This window comes from Micromonospora sp. WMMD998 (genome assembly GCF_029581235.1).
In the GTDB taxonomy this organism is placed as follows: domain Bacteria; phylum Actinomycetota; class Actinomycetes; order Mycobacteriales; family Micromonosporaceae; genus Micromonospora.
The window spans coordinates 3,161,863-3,180,415 of sequence record NZ_CP120740.1; the positions used below are offsets into that span (position 1 = coordinate 3,161,863).

Annotated in this window: 21 protein-coding genes; 17 read left to right on the forward strand and 4 right to left on the reverse strand. The window is 71.3% G+C overall.

The features are described 5' to 3' along the window. The first annotated feature begins 141 nt into the window (after positions 1–141). The 7 genes from pgsA (at position 142) to O7619_RS14770 (ending at position 6,395) form a co-directional block, all read left to right on the forward strand. Positions 142–762 carry a phosphatidylinositol phosphate synthase gene (gene pgsA / locus O7619_RS14740; protein ID WP_282288434.1) on the forward strand — a complete coding sequence of 207 codons (621 nt, stop codon included), beginning with the start codon at positions 142–144 and terminating at the stop codon, positions 760–762. Then, the gene (locus O7619_RS14745; RefSeq protein ID WP_282288436.1) at positions 759–1,691 is read left to right on the forward strand and encodes a phosphatidylinositol mannoside acyltransferase; all 933 of its coding nucleotides are present in this window, start codon (positions 759–761) and stop codon (positions 1,689–1,691) included. Before pgsA ends, O7619_RS14745 begins: the two co-directional genes overlap by 4 nt. A 9-nt stretch (positions 1,692–1,700) precedes the next feature. Then, a complete protein-coding gene (locus tag O7619_RS14750; protein WP_282288438.1) occupies positions 1,701–2,861 on the forward strand; it encodes a glycosyltransferase family 4 protein in 1,161 nt (386 codons plus the stop codon). Positions 2,862–2,893: 32 nt separating this feature from the next. Then, positions 2,894–3,412: a hypothetical protein gene (locus tag O7619_RS14755; RefSeq protein WP_282288833.1), complete on the forward strand. Its 519-nt coding sequence runs from the start codon at positions 2,894–2,896 to the stop codon at positions 3,410–3,412. A 521-nt stretch (positions 3,413–3,933) separates the two neighbouring features. Further along, the gene (gene pdxS / locus O7619_RS14760) at positions 3,934–4,851 is read left to right on the forward strand and encodes a pyridoxal 5'-phosphate synthase lyase subunit PdxS (RefSeq protein WP_282288440.1); all 918 of its coding nucleotides are present in this window, start codon (positions 3,934–3,936) and stop codon (positions 4,849–4,851) included. An 81-nt stretch (positions 4,852–4,932) separates the two neighbouring features. Further along, a complete protein-coding gene (gene pdxT, locus O7619_RS14765; RefSeq protein ID WP_282288442.1) occupies positions 4,933–5,538 on the forward strand; it encodes a pyridoxal 5'-phosphate synthase glutaminase subunit PdxT in 606 nt (201 codons plus the stop codon). A gap of 107 nt (positions 5,539–5,645) precedes the next feature. Continuing rightward, positions 5,646–6,395, forward strand: coding sequence for a YebC/PmpR family DNA-binding transcriptional regulator (locus O7619_RS14770; RefSeq protein WP_281583779.1), 750 nt, complete (start codon positions 5,646–5,648; stop codon positions 6,393–6,395). Between the two features lie 112 nt (positions 6,396–6,507). Here O7619_RS14770 and O7619_RS14775 read toward each other — a convergent pair whose 3' ends face one another. Next, complete coding sequence (locus O7619_RS14775; RefSeq protein ID WP_282288444.1) at positions 6,508–6,780, reverse strand: hypothetical protein; 273 nt, start codon at positions 6,778–6,780, stop codon at positions 6,508–6,510. Continuing rightward, positions 6,777–7,061 (reverse strand): hypothetical protein, encoded by a 285-nt coding sequence (locus tag O7619_RS14780; RefSeq protein WP_282288445.1) that lies wholly within the window; start codon positions 7,059–7,061, stop codon positions 6,777–6,779. The genes O7619_RS14775 and O7619_RS14780 overlap by 4 nt, the downstream gene beginning before the upstream one ends. A gap of 176 nt (positions 7,062–7,237) precedes the next feature. Between O7619_RS14780 and O7619_RS14785 the strand changes: the two genes are divergently transcribed. The 5 genes from O7619_RS14785 to O7619_RS14805 all read left to right on the forward strand — a co-directional run bounded on the left by O7619_RS14785 (position 7,238) and on the right by O7619_RS14805 (position 9,683). Next, the gene (locus O7619_RS14785) at positions 7,238–8,104 is read left to right on the forward strand and encodes a helix-turn-helix transcriptional regulator (protein WP_282288447.1); all 867 of its coding nucleotides are present in this window, start codon (positions 7,238–7,240) and stop codon (positions 8,102–8,104) included. Beyond that, entirely contained in the window at positions 8,100–8,294 is a 195-nt protein-coding gene (locus O7619_RS14790) for a DUF397 domain-containing protein (RefSeq protein WP_282288834.1), read from the forward strand. The genes O7619_RS14785 and O7619_RS14790 overlap by 5 nt, the downstream gene beginning before the upstream one ends. A gap of 137 nt (positions 8,295–8,431) precedes the next feature. Continuing rightward, positions 8,432–8,644, forward strand: coding sequence for a type II toxin-antitoxin system VapB family antitoxin (locus tag O7619_RS14795; RefSeq protein ID WP_282288448.1), 213 nt, complete (start codon positions 8,432–8,434; stop codon positions 8,642–8,644). Further along, the gene (locus tag O7619_RS14800) at positions 8,641–9,036 is read left to right on the forward strand and encodes a PIN domain-containing protein (protein ID WP_282288449.1); all 396 of its coding nucleotides are present in this window, start codon (positions 8,641–8,643) and stop codon (positions 9,034–9,036) included. Before O7619_RS14795 ends, O7619_RS14800 begins: the two co-directional genes overlap by 4 nt. 86 nt (positions 9,037–9,122) lie before the next feature. Then, positions 9,123–9,683, forward strand: a complete 561-nt coding sequence (locus O7619_RS14805) for a GNAT family protein (protein ID WP_282288451.1) — start codon at positions 9,123–9,125, stop codon at positions 9,681–9,683. Positions 9,684–9,752: 69 nt separating this feature from the next. On the opposite strand, the gene O7619_RS14810 is transcribed toward O7619_RS14805, so the two are convergent. Then, on the reverse strand, positions 9,753–10,697 hold the full coding sequence (locus tag O7619_RS14810; protein WP_282288453.1) for a permease prefix domain 1-containing protein: 945 nt from the start codon (positions 10,695–10,697) through the stop codon (positions 9,753–9,755). Continuing rightward, positions 10,694–11,035, reverse strand: coding sequence for a PadR family transcriptional regulator (locus tag O7619_RS14815; protein WP_281583772.1), 342 nt, complete (start codon positions 11,033–11,035; stop codon positions 10,694–10,696). Before O7619_RS14815 ends, O7619_RS14810 begins: the two co-directional genes overlap by 4 nt. A gap of 185 nt (positions 11,036–11,220) precedes the next feature. Between O7619_RS14815 and dnaE the strand changes: the two genes are divergently transcribed. The 5 genes from dnaE (at position 11,221) to O7619_RS14840 (ending at position 18,523) form a co-directional block, all read left to right on the forward strand. Next, on the forward strand, positions 11,221–14,754 hold the full coding sequence (gene dnaE / locus O7619_RS14820; protein ID WP_282288456.1) for a DNA polymerase III subunit alpha: 3,534 nt from the start codon (positions 11,221–11,223) through the stop codon (positions 14,752–14,754). Between the two features lie 38 nt (positions 14,755–14,792). Next, complete coding sequence (locus O7619_RS14825) at positions 14,793–15,674, forward strand: hypothetical protein (protein ID WP_282288458.1); 882 nt, start codon at positions 14,793–14,795, stop codon at positions 15,672–15,674. Positions 15,675–15,943: 269 nt separating this feature from the next. Further along, positions 15,944–16,981, forward strand: a complete 1,038-nt coding sequence (locus O7619_RS14830) for an aminotransferase class V-fold PLP-dependent enzyme (protein ID WP_282288460.1) — start codon at positions 15,944–15,946, stop codon at positions 16,979–16,981. 48 nt (positions 16,982–17,029) lie between these two features. Further along, on the forward strand, positions 17,030–17,188 hold the full coding sequence (locus tag O7619_RS14835; RefSeq protein WP_282288461.1) for a hypothetical protein: 159 nt from the start codon (positions 17,030–17,032) through the stop codon (positions 17,186–17,188). 18 nt (positions 17,189–17,206) lie between these two features. Beyond that, positions 17,207–18,523 (forward strand): glycosyltransferase 87 family protein, encoded by a 1,317-nt coding sequence (locus O7619_RS14840; RefSeq protein WP_282288462.1) that lies wholly within the window; start codon positions 17,207–17,209, stop codon positions 18,521–18,523. Positions 18,524–18,553 lie beyond the last annotated feature (30 nt).

Here is an 18,553-nt window from a genome sequence, read left to right on the forward strand (position 1 = left end):
CGGGGACCGGTGATGCGGTGAACTGGCTCACCCCCCACGCTCGATCTCACACCCGCGCCGGTGCCGGCACAAGGCCCGCCGGGCGGGTCGCACGCCCGGCTGTGTCCCCGGCCGCTGCCGGCCGTTATCGTGGGGACCGCCATGGCGAAGATCTTCCAAGTGACGGCCCGGGCGGGCATGACCCGCATCGTCGAACCGATCGCGCGCGGACTGCTCCGCGCGGGCGTGTCCCCCAACGCGGTCACCGTGACCGGCACCGTCGGCGTGCTCGTCGGCGCGCTCGGCTTCGGCGCGCGTGGCCACCTGGTCGCCGGTGCGCTGATCGTCACGGTCTTCGCCCTCACCGACCTGCTCGACGGCACGATGGCCCGGATGAGCGGCGGCTCCACCCGGTTCGGTGCGTTCCTCGACTCGAGCATGGACCGGGTCGCCGACAGCGCGGTGTTCGGCGCGGTCGCCTACTGGCTGGCCACCCAGCACCAATACTCCGGGGTGGCCGCCGCGCTGATCTGCCTGGCCGCCGGCGGGCTGGTCTCCTACGTCAAGGCCCGCGCCGAGGGGCTCGGCATGAGCGCCAACGTCGGCGTCGCCGAGCGCACCGAGCGGCTGCTCATCGTCGGCGTCGGCGGCCTGCTCACCGGCGTCGGCCTCGACCCGGCCCTGGAGGTCGCGCTCTGGCTGCTCGCCGCCGTCTCGATCTTCACGGTGGGGCAGCGGATGATCCACGTGTACCGGCAGGCCCAGCGGGTCGGCGTCGAGTGAACCTCACCGAGGCGGGCTTCGTCGCGGGTTGGCGCCTGATCCGCGCCCTGCCCCGGCCCGTCGCGGCCACGGCCTTCCGGGTGGGCGCCGACCGCGCCCACCGCAAGAACGGCGGGGGTACGCGTCGACTGCGCGCCAACCTGCGCCGGGTGGTCGGCCCGGAGCTGCCCGAGGCGGAGCTGGACGCGCTCGTGCGCGCCGGCCTGCGCTCGTACGCCCGCTACTGGCTGGAGGCGTTCCGGCTGCCGGGCCTGAGCCGGGCGGAGATCCTCGCCGGGTTCCGCCTCGACGGCGCGGAGCTGCTCGCCGCCGACGTGGCGGCCGGGCGGGGGGCCGTGGTGGCGCTGCCGCACGCCGGCAACTGGGACGCCGCGGGCGCCTGGGTGGCGGCCACCGGCTGGCCGATGACCACGGTGGCGGAGCGGCTGCCGGACGGCGTCTACGAGCGGTTCGTCGGGTTCCGGGAAGGGTTGGGGATGGAGATCCTGCCCAACCGCGGCGGCGCGCGGCCGGCGTTCGACGTGCTGGTGGACCGGCTGCGCGCCGGTTACGTGGTGCCGCTGCTGGCGGACCGGGATCTGTCCGCCCGGGGCGTGGAGGTGGACTTCTTCGGCGGCCGGACCCGGATGCCGCCCGGCCCGGCGCTGCTGGCGTTGCGCACCGGCGCGCCGCTCTACGTGGCGTCGATGTGGTACGAGCCGGACGCCGCCCACGCCTCGATCGAGGGCCCGCTGGCGCTGCCGGATCCGGACAGCGCCCCGCTCGACGCCCGGGTCCGGGTGGTGACGCAGCGGATTGCCGACGGACTGGCCGCGGGCATCGCCCGGCATCCGCAAGACTGGCACATGTTGCAGCGGATGTGGCTGGACCAGGGGCCGGGCGGGGCGCCGACGTCGACGCAGCCACCGGCCGCCACCGGGACGGTCTAGGGGGACGCCATGCGGATCGGCATCGTGTGCCCGTACTCCTTCGACATCCCGGGCGGGGTGCAGAACCACGTCATGGACCTGGCCGAGGCGCTTCTCGGACTCGGCCACGAGGTGAGCGTGCTGGCCCCGGCCGACGAGGACGCGGCGCTGCCGCCGTACGTGGTGTCGGCGGGTCGGGCCGTGCCGCTGCCCTACAACGGGTCGGTGGCCCGGATCGCCTTCGGCCCGGTCTCCACCGCCCGGGTACGCCGGTGGATCAACCGGGGCGACTTCGACGTGCTGCACGTGCACGAGCCGCTCACGCCGAGCCTGTCGATGCTCGCGGTGCTCTGCGCCCGCGGCCCGGTGGTGGCCACCTTCCACACCGCGATGACCCGGTCCCGGGTGCTCTCCGCGGCGCAGGGCGTGCTCCAGATCCTCCTCGAACGGATCACCGCCCGGATCGCGGTGAGCGCGCTCGCCCGCAAGGTGCAGGTCGAGCACATGGACGGCGGCGCGGTGGAGATCCCCAACGGGGTGGCGGTGGCGAAGTACGCCGGGGTGCCGCCGCTGCCGGACTGGCCGGGGGAGTGCGCCCCGGGCCGCGGCGGCACGCTTGGCTTCCTGGGCCGGTTCACCGAGCCGCGCAAGGGCTTCCCGATCCTGCGCGACGCGTTCGTCGCGCTCGCCCCGCACCGACCCGGGCTGCGCCTGCTGGTGGCCGGGCCGGGCGACGCCGACGAGCTGTACGGCCGGTTCCCGGCCGACCTGCGTGACCGGGTCACGTTCCTCGGCCTGGTCTCCGAGGCGGACAAGGCGCGCATGCTGCGCAGTGTCCACGTGTATGTCGCGCCGAACACGGGCGGGGAGTCCTTCGGGATGATCCTCACCGAGGCGCTCGCCGCCGGCACCACGGTGGTCGCCAGCGACCTGGACGCGTTCCGCCGGGTGCTCGACGGCGGCCGGGCCGGCCAGCTCTTCCCGACCGGGGACGCGGCGGCGCTCGGGGTGGCGCTGACCGAGCTGCTCGACGACGACGGCCGGCGGGCCGGGCTGACCGGCTGGGGCGACCAGGTGGCGGCGAGTTTCGACTGGCCCGTGGTGGCCCGCCGGGTGCTGGAGGTGTACGCAGCAGCGATCGAGGCCACCGACGGCCGGGTCATGGACCAGGAATGGGCGGGGCTGGGCTGACCAGGCCGGCCGGGATGAGGAGCAGCACTACGATGCCGGGCATGTGGTGGGTGGTGGGCGCGGTCCTGGCGGTCGGGCTGGTCTCGGCGTACCTCATCTGGACCGCCGGCCGGGTGCAGCGGTTGCAGATCCGCGCGGAGTCGGCGTCCCGCGCGCTGGAGGCGCACCTGCTGCGCCGCGCCGCCGCCGCCGCGGTCCTGGCCGAGCAGCGGTACGGCGTGGAGTTGTACGGCGTGGAGCTGTACGCGGCGGCCCGGATCGCGCTGGACGCCGTCCCGGAGGAGCGCGAGGCGGCCGAGAACGACCTCACCCGGCAGTTGCGCGCGGTGCGGCTGGACCCGGCGGACCCGGCCTGCGGCGCGGTGATCGCGGCCAGCCGGCGGTTGGCGCTGGCCCGGCAGGTGCACACCGACCTGGTCCGGGACGCCCGCTCGGCCCGGGGACGTCCGGTGGTGCGCCTGTTCCGGATGGGGCGGGGGCGGGAGTGGCCCCGCTACTTCGACATCGACGACCCCACGGTGGTTCCACGCGCGGACGTCACCACCGGTTGAGCGCCGCGGCCTTCCGCCGACGGCTGTCCCCTTGGCTGGCGGCCTCGGCCGTCCGTTGGCTGGCGGCTGTGCCCCTGGCTGAGGACCGTGCCCCCTGGCTGAGGACCGCGTCCGTTGGCTGGCGGTCCCGGCCGGGCGCCGCCCTTCGGGGCGTCCCTGGCCGACCATCTGCCGCGGGGCGGCCACCTCGCGGCGTCGGATGACCTTCTTCGGCGCCTAGAAACTTGATGACGTAGGTGGATCAGCGAGGAACCTCGGCCGATCCATTCACGTCATCAAGTTTCTAGGCGCCCAGCCGGCATCTGTTCGGCCAGCGCGCCCGCCGCACCGCGCCGCCCGCCGCACCGCGCCGCCCGCCGCACCGCGCCGCCCACTGCGCTGCCCGCCGCGCCGCACGCCGTGACGGCGGCCACAGCGCAGTCCACCGGGGGGCCGATTGGCTGTCGGAGCGGCGTCGCGCCGGTCGTAGCATTCTGCGCAGCCACCGTGACAGCACGCCTGTCACAGCACGCCGAGGAGCGATGAACGTGTCTGATTCCCCCTCCCCGACCACCGACGCCACCGTCGGCACCGCCCGCGTGAAGCGCGGCATGGCCGAGATGCTCAAGGGCGGCGTGATCATGGACGTGGTCACCCCCGAGCAGGCGAAGATCGCCGAGGACGCCGGCGCCGTGGCCGTGATGGCGCTGGAGCGGGTGCCCGCCGACATCCGTGCCCAGGGCGGGGTGTCCCGGATGAGCGACCCGGACATGATCGACGGGATCATCTCCGCCGTCTCCATCCCGGTGATGGCCAAGGCCCGGATCGGCCACTTCGTCGAGGCGCAGGTCCTCCAGGCGCTCGGCGTGGACTACGTCGACGAGTCCGAGGTGCTGACCCCGGCCGACTACGCCAACCACATCGACAAGTGGGCGTTCACCGTGCCGTTCGTCTGCGGCGCGACGAACCTGGGCGAGGCGCTGCGCCGGATCACCGAGGGCGCCGCCATGATCCGTTCGAAGGGCGAGGCGGGCACCGGGGACGTCTCCAACGCCACCACCCACATGCGGCGGATCCGGCAGGAGATCCGCCGGCTCCAGACCCTGCCGGCCGACGAGCTGTATGTCGCGGCGAAGGAGTTGCAGGCCCCGTACGAGCTGGTCAAGGAGGTCGCCGAGGGCGGCAAGCTGCCGGTCGTGCTGTTCACCGCCGGCGGCATCGCGACCCCGGCGGACGCGGCGATGATGATGCAGCTCGGCGCCGAGGGCGTCTTCGTCGGCTCGGGCATCTTCAAGTCCGGCAACCCGGCGCAGCGGGCCGCCGCGATCGTCAAGGCGACCACCTTCCACGACGACCCCGACGTGCTGGCCAAGGTCTCCCGCGGCCTGGGCGAGGCGATGGTCGGCATCAACGTCGACGAGATCCCCCAGCCCCACCGCCTGGCCGAACGCGGCTGGTGAGCATGTAAGGAGGGGCCCCCGCTTAACGCTTTCGGTATAGGCGGGGCCCCCGCTTAACACCCCGTGAGAGGAGCGACGCGCGTGACCGTACCCGTGATCGGTGTGTTGGCCCTCCAGGGTGACGTGCGCGAGCATGTCGCGGCGCTGGCCGGCGTGGGCGCGGACGCCCGGCCGGTGCGCCGGCCGGGCGAGCTGGACGCGGTCGACGGCCTGGTGGTGCCCGGCGGCGAGTCGACCACGATCAGCAAGCTGGTGGACATCTTCGAGATGCGCGAGCCGATCGACAAGCGGATCGCCGGCGGGATGCCGGTCTATGGCTCCTGCGCCGGGATGATCATGTTGGCTGACGAGGTGCTGGACGGCCGCCCCGACCAGCGTGGCTTCGCCGGCATCGAGATGACCGTCCGGCGCAACGCGTTCGGCCGCCAGGTCGACTCGTTCGAGGCGTCGGTGGCGCTCGCCGGGGTCGACGGCGAGCCGTTCCACGCGGTGTTCATCCGCGCGCCGTGGGTCGAGCGGGTCGGCGCGGGCGTCGAGGTGCTCGGCCGGGTGACCGACGGCCCGGCCGCCGACCGGATCGTCGCCGTCCGGCAGGGAAACCTGCTGGCCACCTCGTTCCACCCGGAGCTGACCGGCGACCTGCGCCTGCACCGCCTCTTCGTGGACCTGGTCCGGGCCGCCGCCTGACCGAGCGCCCGTGGGTGCCTCTCGGCCGTGGCCTCGGTAGGATTGCCGGGTTCGGCTCCGGCGAGGGCTGCCGACGCAGGGCGTGGATCACTAACGGAGGTACTCAGATGTCCGGCCACTCAAAGTGGGCGACCACCAAGCACAAGAAGGCCGTGATCGACGCCAAGCGCGGCAAGATGTTCGCCAAGCTGATCAAGAATGTCGAGGTGGCGGCCCGCACCGGCGGCGGCGACCCGGCCGGCAACCCCACCCTGTTCGACGCCATCCAGAAGGCGAAGAAGAGCTCCGTCCCGAACGACAACATCGACCGCGCGGTCAAGCGCGGCTCCGGCCTGGAGGCCGGCGGCGCCGACTGGCAGACGATCATGTACGAGGGGTACGGCCCCAGCGGCGTGGCGATGCTGATCGAGTGCCTCACCGACAACCGCAACCGCGCCGCCACCGAGGTACGCACGGCGCTGACCCGCAACGGCGGCTCGCTCGCCGACGCCGGCTCGGTGTCGTACATGTTCTCCCGCAAGGGCGTGGTGATCGTTCCCAAGGCCGGCACCAGCGAGGACGACGTGATGATGGCCGTGCTGGACGCCGGCGCCGAGGAGGTCAACGACCTCGACGAGGCGTTCGAGGTGATCTCCGAGCCGGGCGACCTGCTCGCGGTGCGCACCGCCCTTCAGGACGCCGGCATCGAGTACGAGTCGGCCGAGTCCTCGCTCGTCCCCAGCGTGAACGTGCCGCTGGACGAGGACGGCGCACGCAAGATCTTCAAGCTGATCGACGTGCTTGAGGACTGCGACGACGTGCAGAACGTCTACGCCAACTTCGACGTCTCCGACGAGGTGCTGGCCGCCGTCGGCTGACCCCTCTCGCGCCGACTTCGGGCGCGTCGGGCGCATGATCGACTCCAACTCGGCGTAACGGTGAGATCTTGGAAGGAAACGGCCCCTGGAGGGGCACTTTTCTTCCAAGATCTCACTGCCTTCCGGCGCCCGACCGTCGCGCCGGGGGTGGCCGCGACGGGATCGGGCGGGCCGGCGGCAACCGCCGTAGTCCCGCCGGCCGGACGAAGATGGTCCGCCGGGCGACCGCGTCCCCGGCGGCGTTCACCTCGTAGCCGTCAAGCCAGGCCCACCCGTCGTACGTGGTCCAGTCGAGCGTCCGGATGACCCGGAACATGATCGGCCGGACGAACTGGACCGAGGCGGCCCGGGTGACGTGGAGCAGGTCCCCGGATCGCGGCGTCATCCGCGCTTCCGGTCCCGCCACGCCCGGAGCGTCTCCACGGCCCGGACGAGCCGTTCGCACCCGCCGTCGGGCCGGCACCTGGGACACACGGCCCGGTGGTGGAGGTCGATCACGTAGCCGGCCAGGATGACCGCGAACGGCGGCTCGGCAAGCCGCCGGTCCGCCCCCGTCACGACGCACTCCGCGTGGTCGCCGTACGCGCCACCCTGATGGCCGTACGCCGGACGCTCCACCACGTCGACGGGCTCAACCTGCCGCTGGAACCACTTCCACCGACCCATGTGGCACCCCCTGTGTCGCTGTCGTTGCAGAGAGCCACGATCCGGTGGTGTCGGAGGCAACTGCAACACTCCAAACGAGACATTCACGAAGAGAGGCGCTTCTCGGGCGATGATGCGGTAGGCGTCTCTCGGCGAGTCCCGTGGCGCGTCAGGATGAGACAGCGAGGAGACTGCCGATGAACGAGGCGGGATCGACGGTGCCGAGGCGCGAACTCGGCCGCCTGCTACGGCAGGCCCGTGAACAGGCGGGCATCGGGCTTGAGGCCGCCGCCGCTGACCTTGAGTGGTCGCGCGCGAAGATGTACCGCATCGAGGCCGGGCAGACCCCGATGCGTGCATTGGACGTGGATCAGATGTGCCGGCTCTACCAGGCTCCTCCGGAGATGACCGAGGTTCTCGTCAGCCTCGCCAGGGAATCCAAGAGCAAGGGTTGGTATCACGCCTACGGAGACGTGATCCCGCGTTGGTTCGAGCTGTACGTCGGCCTGGAGTCGGGAGCGAGCGCTATCCGCTGCTACGAACACGCGGTTGTCCCGGGCTTACTGCAAACGCCGGAGTACGCCGCACAGATGGTGCGGACTCGGCCGAATGTCTCGGAGGATGAGGCCGCAAGACTGGTTGAGCTGCGCATCGAACGTCAGCGGCTGCTCGCCCGGAAGCGGCCTGCCGCTCCCTCGTTGGATGTGATCATCGAGGAGGCGCTCCTTCACAAGAGCGTGCCGGGCATGCCAGCGCAGATCGACAAGCTCGCCGAGGCCAGCGACGCGCCAAACGTGTCCGTCCGGGTGCTCCCCCTCGGTGGCGCGATCACTTATATGGTGGTGTCCGGCGGGTTCGTCATCCTCAATTTCCCGACGAAGGGTGCGAGGTCGGCCGAGCCGACAACCGTTTACAGCGAAGGCCTCTCGGGTGCGCTCTACCTCGATCGGCTCGACGAGGTGAGGACGTACGCGGAGGTCTGGAAGGGGCTTGCCGCTCAGGCGTTGAGCGTGGAGGAATCCCGGAAGCTGATGCAGCGGATCAAGGAGAGACACCGTGATTGATCTGACGGAAGCGACCTGGCGCAAGAGCGCCAGGAGCGGGGCCCAGGGCAACTGTGTGGAGGTCGCCGACAACCTTCCCGGTGTGGTGGCGGTCCGGGACAGCAAGGATCAGCAGGGCCCGGCCTTGACCTTCACTTCGGAGGCATGGTCCGCGTTCATCACCGTCGCTGGAACGCAGGCAACCCGCTGACGCCACGCCCACGAAACCGGGCTGACGAGACGTCGACGGCCCCTATTCTTGCCCGGGTCCGCACCTCAGCCGGTCACTTCATGATGCGCTGGATATAGGAGGAGGCCGGATATATCCTTGGCTTGGGGGTGTATCTCATGGCCAAGACGCTGCTGGATCTCGATGAAGATCTTCTTGAGGAAGCGACTGTCGCGCTCGGTACCGGGACCAAGAGGGAAACTGTGACGGAAGCGCTCCGACAGGCTGTGGAATCCAGCCGTGAGCGGCGACAGCGCGCGCTGGCAGACCTCCAGGAAGTTTGTGAAGAGGGCGGCTTTCACTTCGATCAGCTCGACGAGCTCGACCGGTGAGGTATCTCGTCGACACGAGCGCGCTCGTTCGAATGGTCCGTCGCCAGGTCGACCCGCAGTGGTTCGAACTCGCCGGACGTGGCCTGATCGCCATCTGTGACCCAGTGCTTGTGGAAACCCTGACCATCGCTGATGCCAAGGCGTATGACCGGGTTGAACGCGGGCTCCGCGACGTGTACCCCTGGGTGCCGGTTCCGGACGACGCCTGGCAGGTGGTGCGGGCGGTGCGACAGGAACTCGCTTCCCAGAGTGCCCACCAGGGCTTGTCCGTGGCCGATCATCTGGTGATCGCCACCGCCATACGGCTCAAGCTTGTGGTCCTCCACCAGGATGCCGACTACGAGACCGTAGCTAGGTTCGTGCCTCAGCTGAGCCAGGAGCGGATCGCCTGAGGCTCCGCGCCAGCCCAAGCGGGATGCACGGTCTGGTCAGGAAAACCCGGCTGACCGGGGCGCTGACGTGCCCGTACTCTGCCCGAGTGCTCGTACCCGATCTGCCGCTGCGCACCGACCGCCTGGTGCTGCGCGCCTTCACCGCCGACGACCTCGCCGTGGTCCGCGACTACCGGGGCCGTGCGGACGTCACCCGTTTTCTCTACCACGAGCCCTACGACGACGCCGCCGCGCGGGCGGCGATCGGCCGGCTGGTCCGGCGCACCGCGCTGCGTGAGCCGGGCGACGTGCTCAACCTGGCCGTCGCCCTGGCGGACAGCGGCGTGGTCGTCGGCGACGTGCTGCTGACCTGGACCAGCCGGGAGCACCGGCAGGGCGAGATCGGGTACGTGGCCCACCCGGACCACACCGGGCGGGGGTACGTCACCGAGGCGGCCCGGGAGTTGCTGCGGCTGGGCTTCGACGGGTTGGGCCTGCACCGGATCGTCGGCCGGTTGGACGCCCGCAACGCCGCGTCGGCCCGGGTGCTGGAGCGGTTGGGCATGCGGCGGGAGGCGCACCTGCGGGAGAACGAGTTCGTCAAGGGGGAGTGGACCGACGAGGCCGTCTACGCCCTGCTGGCGCGGGAGTGGCGGGCGGCGGCCTGAGCGCCGCCACCCGCCGTACCCCGTGGTCCCGGTCCGGTGCCCCCGTGTGCGCCGGACCGGGACCGGGTCTCATCGGGTGGCGCGTAGCGCCTTCACCGCGCTCTCGGCCACGTCCCAGATCGCGATGAGGACGATGACCACGGCGGTGACGCGGGCGACGTCGTCCGCGCCGCCGTCGCGGAGCCAGGCGAAGTGGTCGATCAGCTCCGGGTTGAGCAGCCGGTCGGTGAGCAGCAACCAGACGACCGGCCCGGCGAAGGCCAGGTTGAGCAGCACGTTGACCGCCACCAGCGGCCAGGTCCAGCGCCTGGCCCGCCACTTCGCGACCTCCAGGCCGATGGTGGCGACCAGCACCACGATCAGGGCCGGGAGCCAGAAGCTCCACAGTGCCGGGTCGAGCACCGGCATCCGGGAGCCGTCGTCGGTGCTCCAGCGCTGGAAGTGCTGCCCGACGAGGACCGCGATGGTGAAGATCAGGAAGACGATCGAGGCGCAGCTCTCCGGCTGGCTGATCTGCCGGTCGCGGGTCTCCTCGGGGAGCTGGTCGACGGTCCATTCGGGCAGGCCGAGCGGGGCCTGGGCGCGTTCCAGCACGGCGAAGGAGAGCGTGACCCAGAACGCGATCTGCACCGCGGCCTGCAACGCGGCCTCGATCGCGGTCCCGATGGCCGCGCCCGGCTCGCCCCCGATCGTGGCCTTGACGACGCCGGCGATCACGCCGACGGTCGCCGGGATGTAGGTGAGCAGCAGCCGCAGCAGCCGCCACCAGAGCAGGTAGTAACGCGGGCCGATGAGCTGGAGCGTGCGGTCGCTGTAGCGGGCGGCGAGCAGCTCGGGGCGACCCATCTCGGTGAGCACCTCGCGCTCGGCGGAGGCGTGGTCCTGCCCGCCGGCGGTCCGGTCGTCGATCATGTCGGCGATGGCGGCACGCAGCTCCTCGGCCAGCTCGTCGCGGCGCTGCGCCGGCACGGTCCGCAGGGTGGCCGCCACGTAGCGGTCGGTCAGGGAACTCATCGCCCCACTCCTTCGATCAGCTCGGTGACGGACGTCCGGACCGCGGTCAGGTCGTCGAGCAGGCGGTTCAGCACCGTCTCGCCGTCGTCGCTGGTGCGGTAGAACTTGCGCGGCCGGCTCTCCTCGGTGTTCCACTCGCTGGTCAGCAGCCCCTGGTCCTCCAGGCGGCGCAGCAGCGGGTAGAGCGTGTTGGCGTCGACCGCGAAGCCGTGCGCGGCCAGCCGTTGCAGCAGGGCGTAGCCGTAGTCGGGGCGGCGCAGGGCGACCAGGCTGGCGACCACGATCGTGCCGCGCCGCAACTCCTGGAGATGCGTTCGGAGAACCTCGTCGCTGACCATGCGTCACACGATAGTGTGTGCCACACACCATTGCAAGAGAGCACAGCATCGTGCGTCGCACACGCAACCCTTTGCAGAGACGGCGACCACCCTCGGCGCGGACGGTGGAGCCGGTGAGATCACCTCGGTAGGGTGGGTCGGTCGGCTCCGACGCAGCTTGATCCACAACCCGGGGGGCGCCACGCATGGGCGATTCGTTCGCGCATCTGCACGTACACACCGAGTATTCGATGCTCGACGGCGCGGCCCGGCTCAAGGACCTCTTCGCCGAGGTGAGCCGGCAGGAGATGCCGGCCGTGGCGATGACCGACCACGGCAACATGCACGGCGCGAACGACTTCTACAAGCAGGCGATGGCGGCCGGGGTCAAGCCGGTCATCGGCATCGAGGCGTACGTCGCGCCCGAGTCCCGCCACCACAAGAAGCGCGTCCGGTGGGGCCGCCCGGAGCAGAAGAGCGACGACGTCTCCGGCAGCGGCGGCTACACCCACATGACGATCTGGGCGGCGAACAAGGTCGGCCTGCACAACCTGTTCACGCTGACCAGCAAGTCGTACACCGAGGGTTTCTTCGTCAAGTGGCCGCGGATGGACGCCGACATCCTCGCCGAGCACGCGTCCGGGCTGATGGCGACCACCGGCTGCCCGTCGGGCGAGGTGCAGACCCGGCTGCGCCTCGGCCAGTTCGACGAGGCGTTGAAGGCGGCGGCCAGATACCAGGACATCTTCGGGAAGGACAACTACTTCCTGGAGATCATGGACCACGGCATCCCGATCGAGCACCGGGTGCGCAAGGAGCTGCTGGAGATCGGCCAGAAGCTGGGCATCCCGCCGGTGGTCACGAACGACTCGCACTACACCCACGAGGCGCAGGCCGAGGCGCACGACGTCCTGCTCTGCGTGCAGACGGCGGCGAACGTGTCCGACCCGAACCGGTTCCGGTTCGACGGCAGCGGCTACTACATCAAGTCGGCAGACGAGATGCGCGCGGTGGACAACTCCGACGCCTGGCTGGAGGGCTGCCGCAACACGCTGCTGGTGGCGGAGAAGGTCGACCCGACCGGGATGTTCACCTTCCACAACCTGATGCCGCGGTTCCCGGTCCCCGAGGGCGAGACCGAGGAGTCGTGGTTCCGCCGGGAGACGTTCGCCGGGCTCAAGCGCCGCTTCCCGAACGGCATCCCGGAGGGCCACGTCGTCCAGGCGGAGTACGAGCTGGGCGTCATCATCCAGATGGGCTTCCCGTCCTACTTCCTCGTGGTCGCCGACTTCATCCAGTGGGCCAAGAGCCAGGGCATCGCGGTCGGACCGGGCCGTGGCTCGGCGGCCGGCTCGCTCGTCGCGTACGCGCTGGGCATCACCGACCTGGACCCGATCCCGCACGGGCTGATCTTCGAGCGGTTCCTCAACCCCGAGCGCGTCTCCATGCCGGATGTCGACATCGACTTCGACGAGCGTCGGCGCGGCGAGGTGATTAAGTATGTGACCGACAAGTGGGGCGAGGACAAGGTCGCGCAGATCGCCACGTTCGGCACGATCAAGGCGAAGGCCGCGATCAAGGACTCGGCCCGGGTGCTCGGTTTCCCGTACGCGGTCGGCGACCGGATCACCAAGGCCATGCCGCCGGCGGTGATGGGCAAGGACATCCCGCTGTCCGGCATCTTCGACCCGAAGCACCCGCGCTACGCCGAGGCCGGCGAGATCCGGGGCCTCTACGACTCCGACCCGGACGTCAAGAAGGTCATCGAGACCGCCAAGGGCATCGAGGGGCTGATCCGGCAGACCGGCGTGCACGCGGCCGGCGTGATCATGTCCGCCGAGCCGATCATCGAGCACATCCCGCTGATGCGGCGCGACTCCGACGGCGTCATCATCACGCAGTTCGACTACCCGACGTGCGAGTCGCTCGGGCTGCTGAAGATGGACTTCCTCGGCCTGCGCAACCTGACCATCATCGACGACGCGGTGAAGAACATCGGGCTCAACCACGGCAAGGAGCTGGACCTGCTCGCCCTGCCGCTCGACGACAAGGCCGCGTACGACCTGCTCGCCCGCGGCGACACGCTCGGCGTGTTCCAGCTCGACGGCGGGCCGATGCGCTCGCTGCTGCGGATGATGAAGCCGGACAACTTCGAGGACATCTCGGCCGTGCTGGCGCTCTACCGGCCCGGCCCGATGGGCGTCGACTCGCACACCAACTACGCGCTGCGCAAGAACGGTCTCCAGGAGATCACCCCGATCCACCCGGCGCTCGAGGAGCCGCTGCGCGAGATCCTCGCCCCCACCCACGGCCTGATCGTCTACCAGGAGCAGGTGCAGCGCGCCGCGCAGATCCTCGCCGGCTACACGCTCGGCCAGGCCGACCTGCTGCGCCGGGCGATGGGCAAGAAGAAGAAGGAGATCCTGGACAAGGAGTTCGTCCCGTTCCGGGACGGCTGCCGCGCGAACGGCTACCCCGACGACGCCATCCAGGCCGTGTGGGACGTCTTGGTGCCGTTCGCCGGCTACGCCTTCAACAAGGCCCACTCCGCCGCGTACGGTCTGGTCTCCTACTGGACCGCCTACCTCAAGGCGCACTACCCGGCGGAATACATGGCGGCGCTGCTCACCTCCGTCGGCGACGACAAGGACAAGATGGCGCTCTACCTGTCCGAGTGCCGCCGGATGCGGATCCAGGTCCTCCCGCCGGACGTGAACACCTCCGCCGGCCCGTTCACCCCGGTCGGCAAGGAGATCCGCTTCGGCCTCGGCGCGGTGCGCAACGTCGGCGCGAACGTGGTCGCGTCGATCATGAGATGCCGTGAGGAGAAGGGCGAGTACGCCGACTTCTACGACTTCCTGTCCAAGGTCGACGCGGTGGCCTGCAACAAGAAGACGATCGAATCGCTGATCAAGGCCGGCGCGTTCGACTCGCTCGGCCACCCGCGCAAGGGCCTGCTCGCGGTGCACGCCGACGCCATCGACGCGTACGCCGACGTGAAGCGCAAGGAGGCGGTCGGCCAGTACGACCTCTTCGGCGCCGGGTTCGGCGACGCTGACACCGGCGGCAGCACCACGGTCATGCCGGTTATCGGCGAGGGGGAGTGGGACAAGCGCGACAAGCTGGCGTTCGAGCGCGAGATGCTCGGCCTGTACGTCTCCGACCACCCGCTGTTCGGCCTGGAGCACGTGCTCGGCGCTGCCGCCGACACCACCATCGCCGCGCTGTCGGAGGAGGGCACCGTGCCCGACGGCGCGGTGGTCACGCTCGCCGGCATCCTCTCCGGCGTGCAGCGCCGGGTCACCAAGCAGGGCCGGGCCTGGGCCTCGGCCACCCTGGAGGACCTGGCCGGTGGCGTGGAGACGCTGTTCTTCCCCAACACCTACGAGGTGATCGGGCAGTACATCGCCGAGGACGCGATCGTGGTGGTCAAGGGGCGGGTGGACCGCCGCGACGACACCCCCCGCATCATGGCGATGGACATGTCCATGCCGGACGTGACGAGCAACCCGGCGAACAAGCCGGTCACGCTGACCATCCCGGTGCACCGCTGCACCCCGCCGCTCGTCGAACGGCTCAAGGAGACCCTGGTGCTGCACCCCGGCGACACCGAGGTGCACGTCAAGCTGCTCAACGGCGGCAAGACCACCACGCTGCGGCTCGGACCGTTCCGGGTGGCCGCGACCACCGCGCTGATGGGCGACCTGAAGAGCGTCCTGGGCCCGGCCAACGTGAGCTGACCGTGCGCGGCCGGCGGGGATCGGGTCGCATCACCGGCGTGCTGCGCGTGCGTGATCTCGTCCCCGACGCGCTGGCCTGTCTCCGGCAGTGCCGGTCCGCACCGGCCGACCGCTGGCCGGAGCGGTGGCGGTCCGGTTACCTGGCCCGGCACCCGGACGTGTTCCGGGTGCTCGACCGCGACGGCGACTGGTCCGACCCGGCGGACGTGGCCGCCGTCGTGGACGGGCTCCGTGACCGGGTCGCCGACCTGGCGGCACGCGCCGAGGCGGTACGCGACCTGCTGCCCGCCGGCGTCGCGGACGCGGCCGGCGCGCTGGGATGGTCCGGCGAGGGTGGACCGGTCGAGTGTGTGGTGCTCGTCGGGCTGGGCCGGGCCAACGGCTGGGCCGACGACCTGGGCGGCCGGTTTGCGCTCTTCCTCGCCGTGGAACGTCTCGGCCCGCCGGACGACGACGGGCTGCTGGTGCGGCACGAGGTCGCGCACGTGGTGCACGACCGCCGGGCCGGCATCCGCGACTGGCCGCCGCACGGGGTGGCGAACCAGCTCTTCGCCGAGGGGCTGGCCACCCAGGTCACCGCCGAAATCGATCCCGGCCGCCCGCTGGAGGCGTACCTCTGGTTCGGTCGCCCCGGCCACCGGCCCTGGCTGGACGAGTGTCGCCGCCGCTGGCCGGAGATCCTGGACCGGGTGCGCGCCGACCTCGACGCGACGGACCCGGACCACCATGCCGCGTACTTCCTCATGCGGGACTCGCCGCTGCGCGGCGACCTGCCCCGGCGCTGCGGCTACCTGGTCGGCCTGGCGGCGGTGCGGCGGCTGCGGGACCGGCACGGCCTGCCCGAGCTGGCCGGCTGGCCGTTGTCCCGGGTCCGGGCGGAGATGGCGACCGCGCTCGCCGGCCTGCCCGCGCCGGACTGAGCCGGCCCGGTCGGTAGGTACGCGACCTCCGGTGGTCTTCCTGCGGTCCGATGTGGTCCGGTGCGTTCCGGTCCTGCCTCCTCTCGGCCGTGCCCGGAGACCGTGCCTCAACGCGCCACTACGCCGAGGCGGCGGTATCCGACCCCATGATCGACTCCATTGCGCCGAGGTGGTGTGGATCACGCGCGGTGGTGTGGTGGGAAGGGCGGGGCCACGGGGGTGGGATTGGCGGTGTCGGGTCAACGGTGGGGCTGGCTAGCGTCGGTGGCATGGAGTTGGAGCAGGCACAGAAGTTGTGGCAGCCGGATCCGGGCTGGTTGAACACCGCCACCTACGGGTTGCCGCCCGATCCGGTGTGGACGGCCGTGCAGCAGGTGCTCGCCGAATGGCGTACCGGTGGGGTGTCGTTCGAGGTGTGGGACGCCTCGGTCGACCGGTCCCGGGCCGCGTTCGCCCGGCTGGTCGGCGTCGACGTCGCCGACGTGAGCATCGGCGCCGCCGTCTCCCAGCTCGCCGCGCCGATCGCGGCGGCGCTGCCACCCGGCGCCACGGTGGTGGTGCCGGAGGGCGAGTTCACCTCGATCCTCTTCCCCTGGCTGGTGCAGGAGGAGCGCGGGGTGCGGGTGCGCACCGTCCCGCTGGCCGGGCTGGTCGACGCGATCGACGCCGGCACCGACCTGGTGGCGTTCAGCGTGGTGCAGTCCGCCGACGGCACGGTCGCGGCGTACGACGAGATCGTCGCGGCGGCCCGGGCGCACGACGCGCTCGTGGTGGTCGACGCCACCCAGGCGTGCGGCTGGCTGCCGTTCGCGGCGGACCGGGCGGACGCGGTGCTGGTCGGGGCGTACAAGTGGTTGATGGCGCCGCGCGGCTCGGCCTTCGCCTACCTGGCGCCGGCGCTGCGCGAGCGGATGCGCCCGGACGCCGCCGGCTGGTATGCCGGCCAGGACCCGCACGCCTCCTACTACGGCACGCCGATGCGGTTGGCCGACGACGCCCGGCGGTTCGACATCTCCCCGTCCTGGCTGTGTTACGCCGGCGCGGCCCCGGTGCTGGAACTGCTCGCCGACCTGGACCTGGCGGAGGTGCGGGACCACGACGTGGCGCTTGCCAACCGCTTCCTGACCGGGCTGGGCCGTCCGCCCGGTGACAGCGCGATCGTCACCGTCGAGGTGGCGGGCGCGCAGGAGAAGCTGGCCCGGGCCGGGGTGCGGGCGGCGGTCCGGGCCGGTCGGGTGCGCGCCTCGTTCCACCTCTACACCACCGAGGCGGACGTCGACCTGGCCCTGGACGCGCTGACCGGCTGACCCGAAGGACGTCATGGACCTGCGCACCGAGCTGGCCGCGAGGCGGCGATGAGGGCGCTCGTCGTCCGCGGCACGGTGCCGCTGTCGGAGGCGCCCGCGGCGCTGGGGCGGCTGGCCCGCGGCGAGGGCGCCCGCCGGGTGGTCACCTTCCCGGACCGAGGCCGTTCGCAGCGGCCGAACGGCGGTACCCCGCGCCGTCCGGCCTAGGCTACGATCCAAGCCACTATGATCATCCAGCGTATCCGCCGGCTGGCTACCGAGACCCCACCCGATCGCCCGGCGCCGCCGCAGGTCACCCTCCCGAACTGGATGCTCGTTCCGGGCCTGGTGGCGCTTGTGGGGTCCGTCGCGGCGTATGTCGCCTTCGTGCGGGACCATCCGCTGATCAAAATCGACTTCCAGATGTACCTGGGCGCCGCGCACGCCTTCCTGGACGGCGAGCCGGTCTACCAGCTCGGCTACACCTCGCTTGACCTGCCCTACACCTACCCGCCGGTGACGCTGCCGTTCATCACGCCGCTGACCTGGCTCGACCCCCGCACGGCCCTCTACGGGTGGAACGCCCTGGGGCTGCTGGCCATGCTCGGCGCGCTCTATCTCACCACCGGCATGCTCGGTCACCGCGGGGTCCGCGGCCGGTTGGGCCTGGCCGCCGCGGCGCTCGCCCTGCTGCTCTGGACCGAGCCGCTGCAACGCAACCTCAGCCTCGGCCAGATCAACATCTTCGTGCTGCTGCTGGTCGTGGCGGACCTCTCCCGGCCGGACCGGAGCCGGTTCAAGGGCATCGGCGTGGGCGCGGCCACCGCGGTCAAGCTGCTGCCCGGCCTGTTCGTGGTCTACCTGCTGCTGACCCGGCGGATCCGGGCGGCCGTCGTGGCGTCGGCCACCTTCGCCGGGCTCACCCTGCTGGGTGCGATCATCCAGCCGGGCGGCTCGTACGACTACTGGCTCACCGGCCGGGCGTTCGACTCCAGCCGGGTGCTGATGACGCTGGGCCCGCGCTACGGCGGCAACCAGTCCCTCCAGGGCGCCGTCGCCCGCGTGCTCGACATCAACGAGCCGAACAACGTCTGGTGGCTGATCTCCGTCGTCGTGGTCGCGGTGGCCGCGCTGGCCCTGGCCGTCGCGCTCCAGCGGCAGGGCGAGGAGACCATGGCGATGGTCGTGGTGGGCCTGACCATGCTCGTCGTCTCGCCGGTGAGCTGGTCGCACTACTGGCTCTGGATCGGCCCGATGCTGCTGGTGCTCGTCGACGTGGTGCGACGCGCCGGCGGTGCCACGCGGGTGCTCGCCGGCCTGGTCGCGGTGGCCGCGGTGCTGCCGTTCCTCATGTGGCCGGGGCGTACCCGCACCGGTGAGGTCATCCCGCTCGGCCTGATCTGGAAGTCGGGCAAGTTGGAGGGTGCGGCGCAGGCGCTGGCACTCGATGCCTACGTCGGCTCCACACTGATACTCTTCGCGCTCGCCGGGCTCTGGCTGTGGCACCGGCGACGCGCCGCCGTCCGACCGACGTCGATCCCGCCGGAGCGCGTACCGGCATGATCCGGTCCGTCGACCGGCCACCCCCACCAC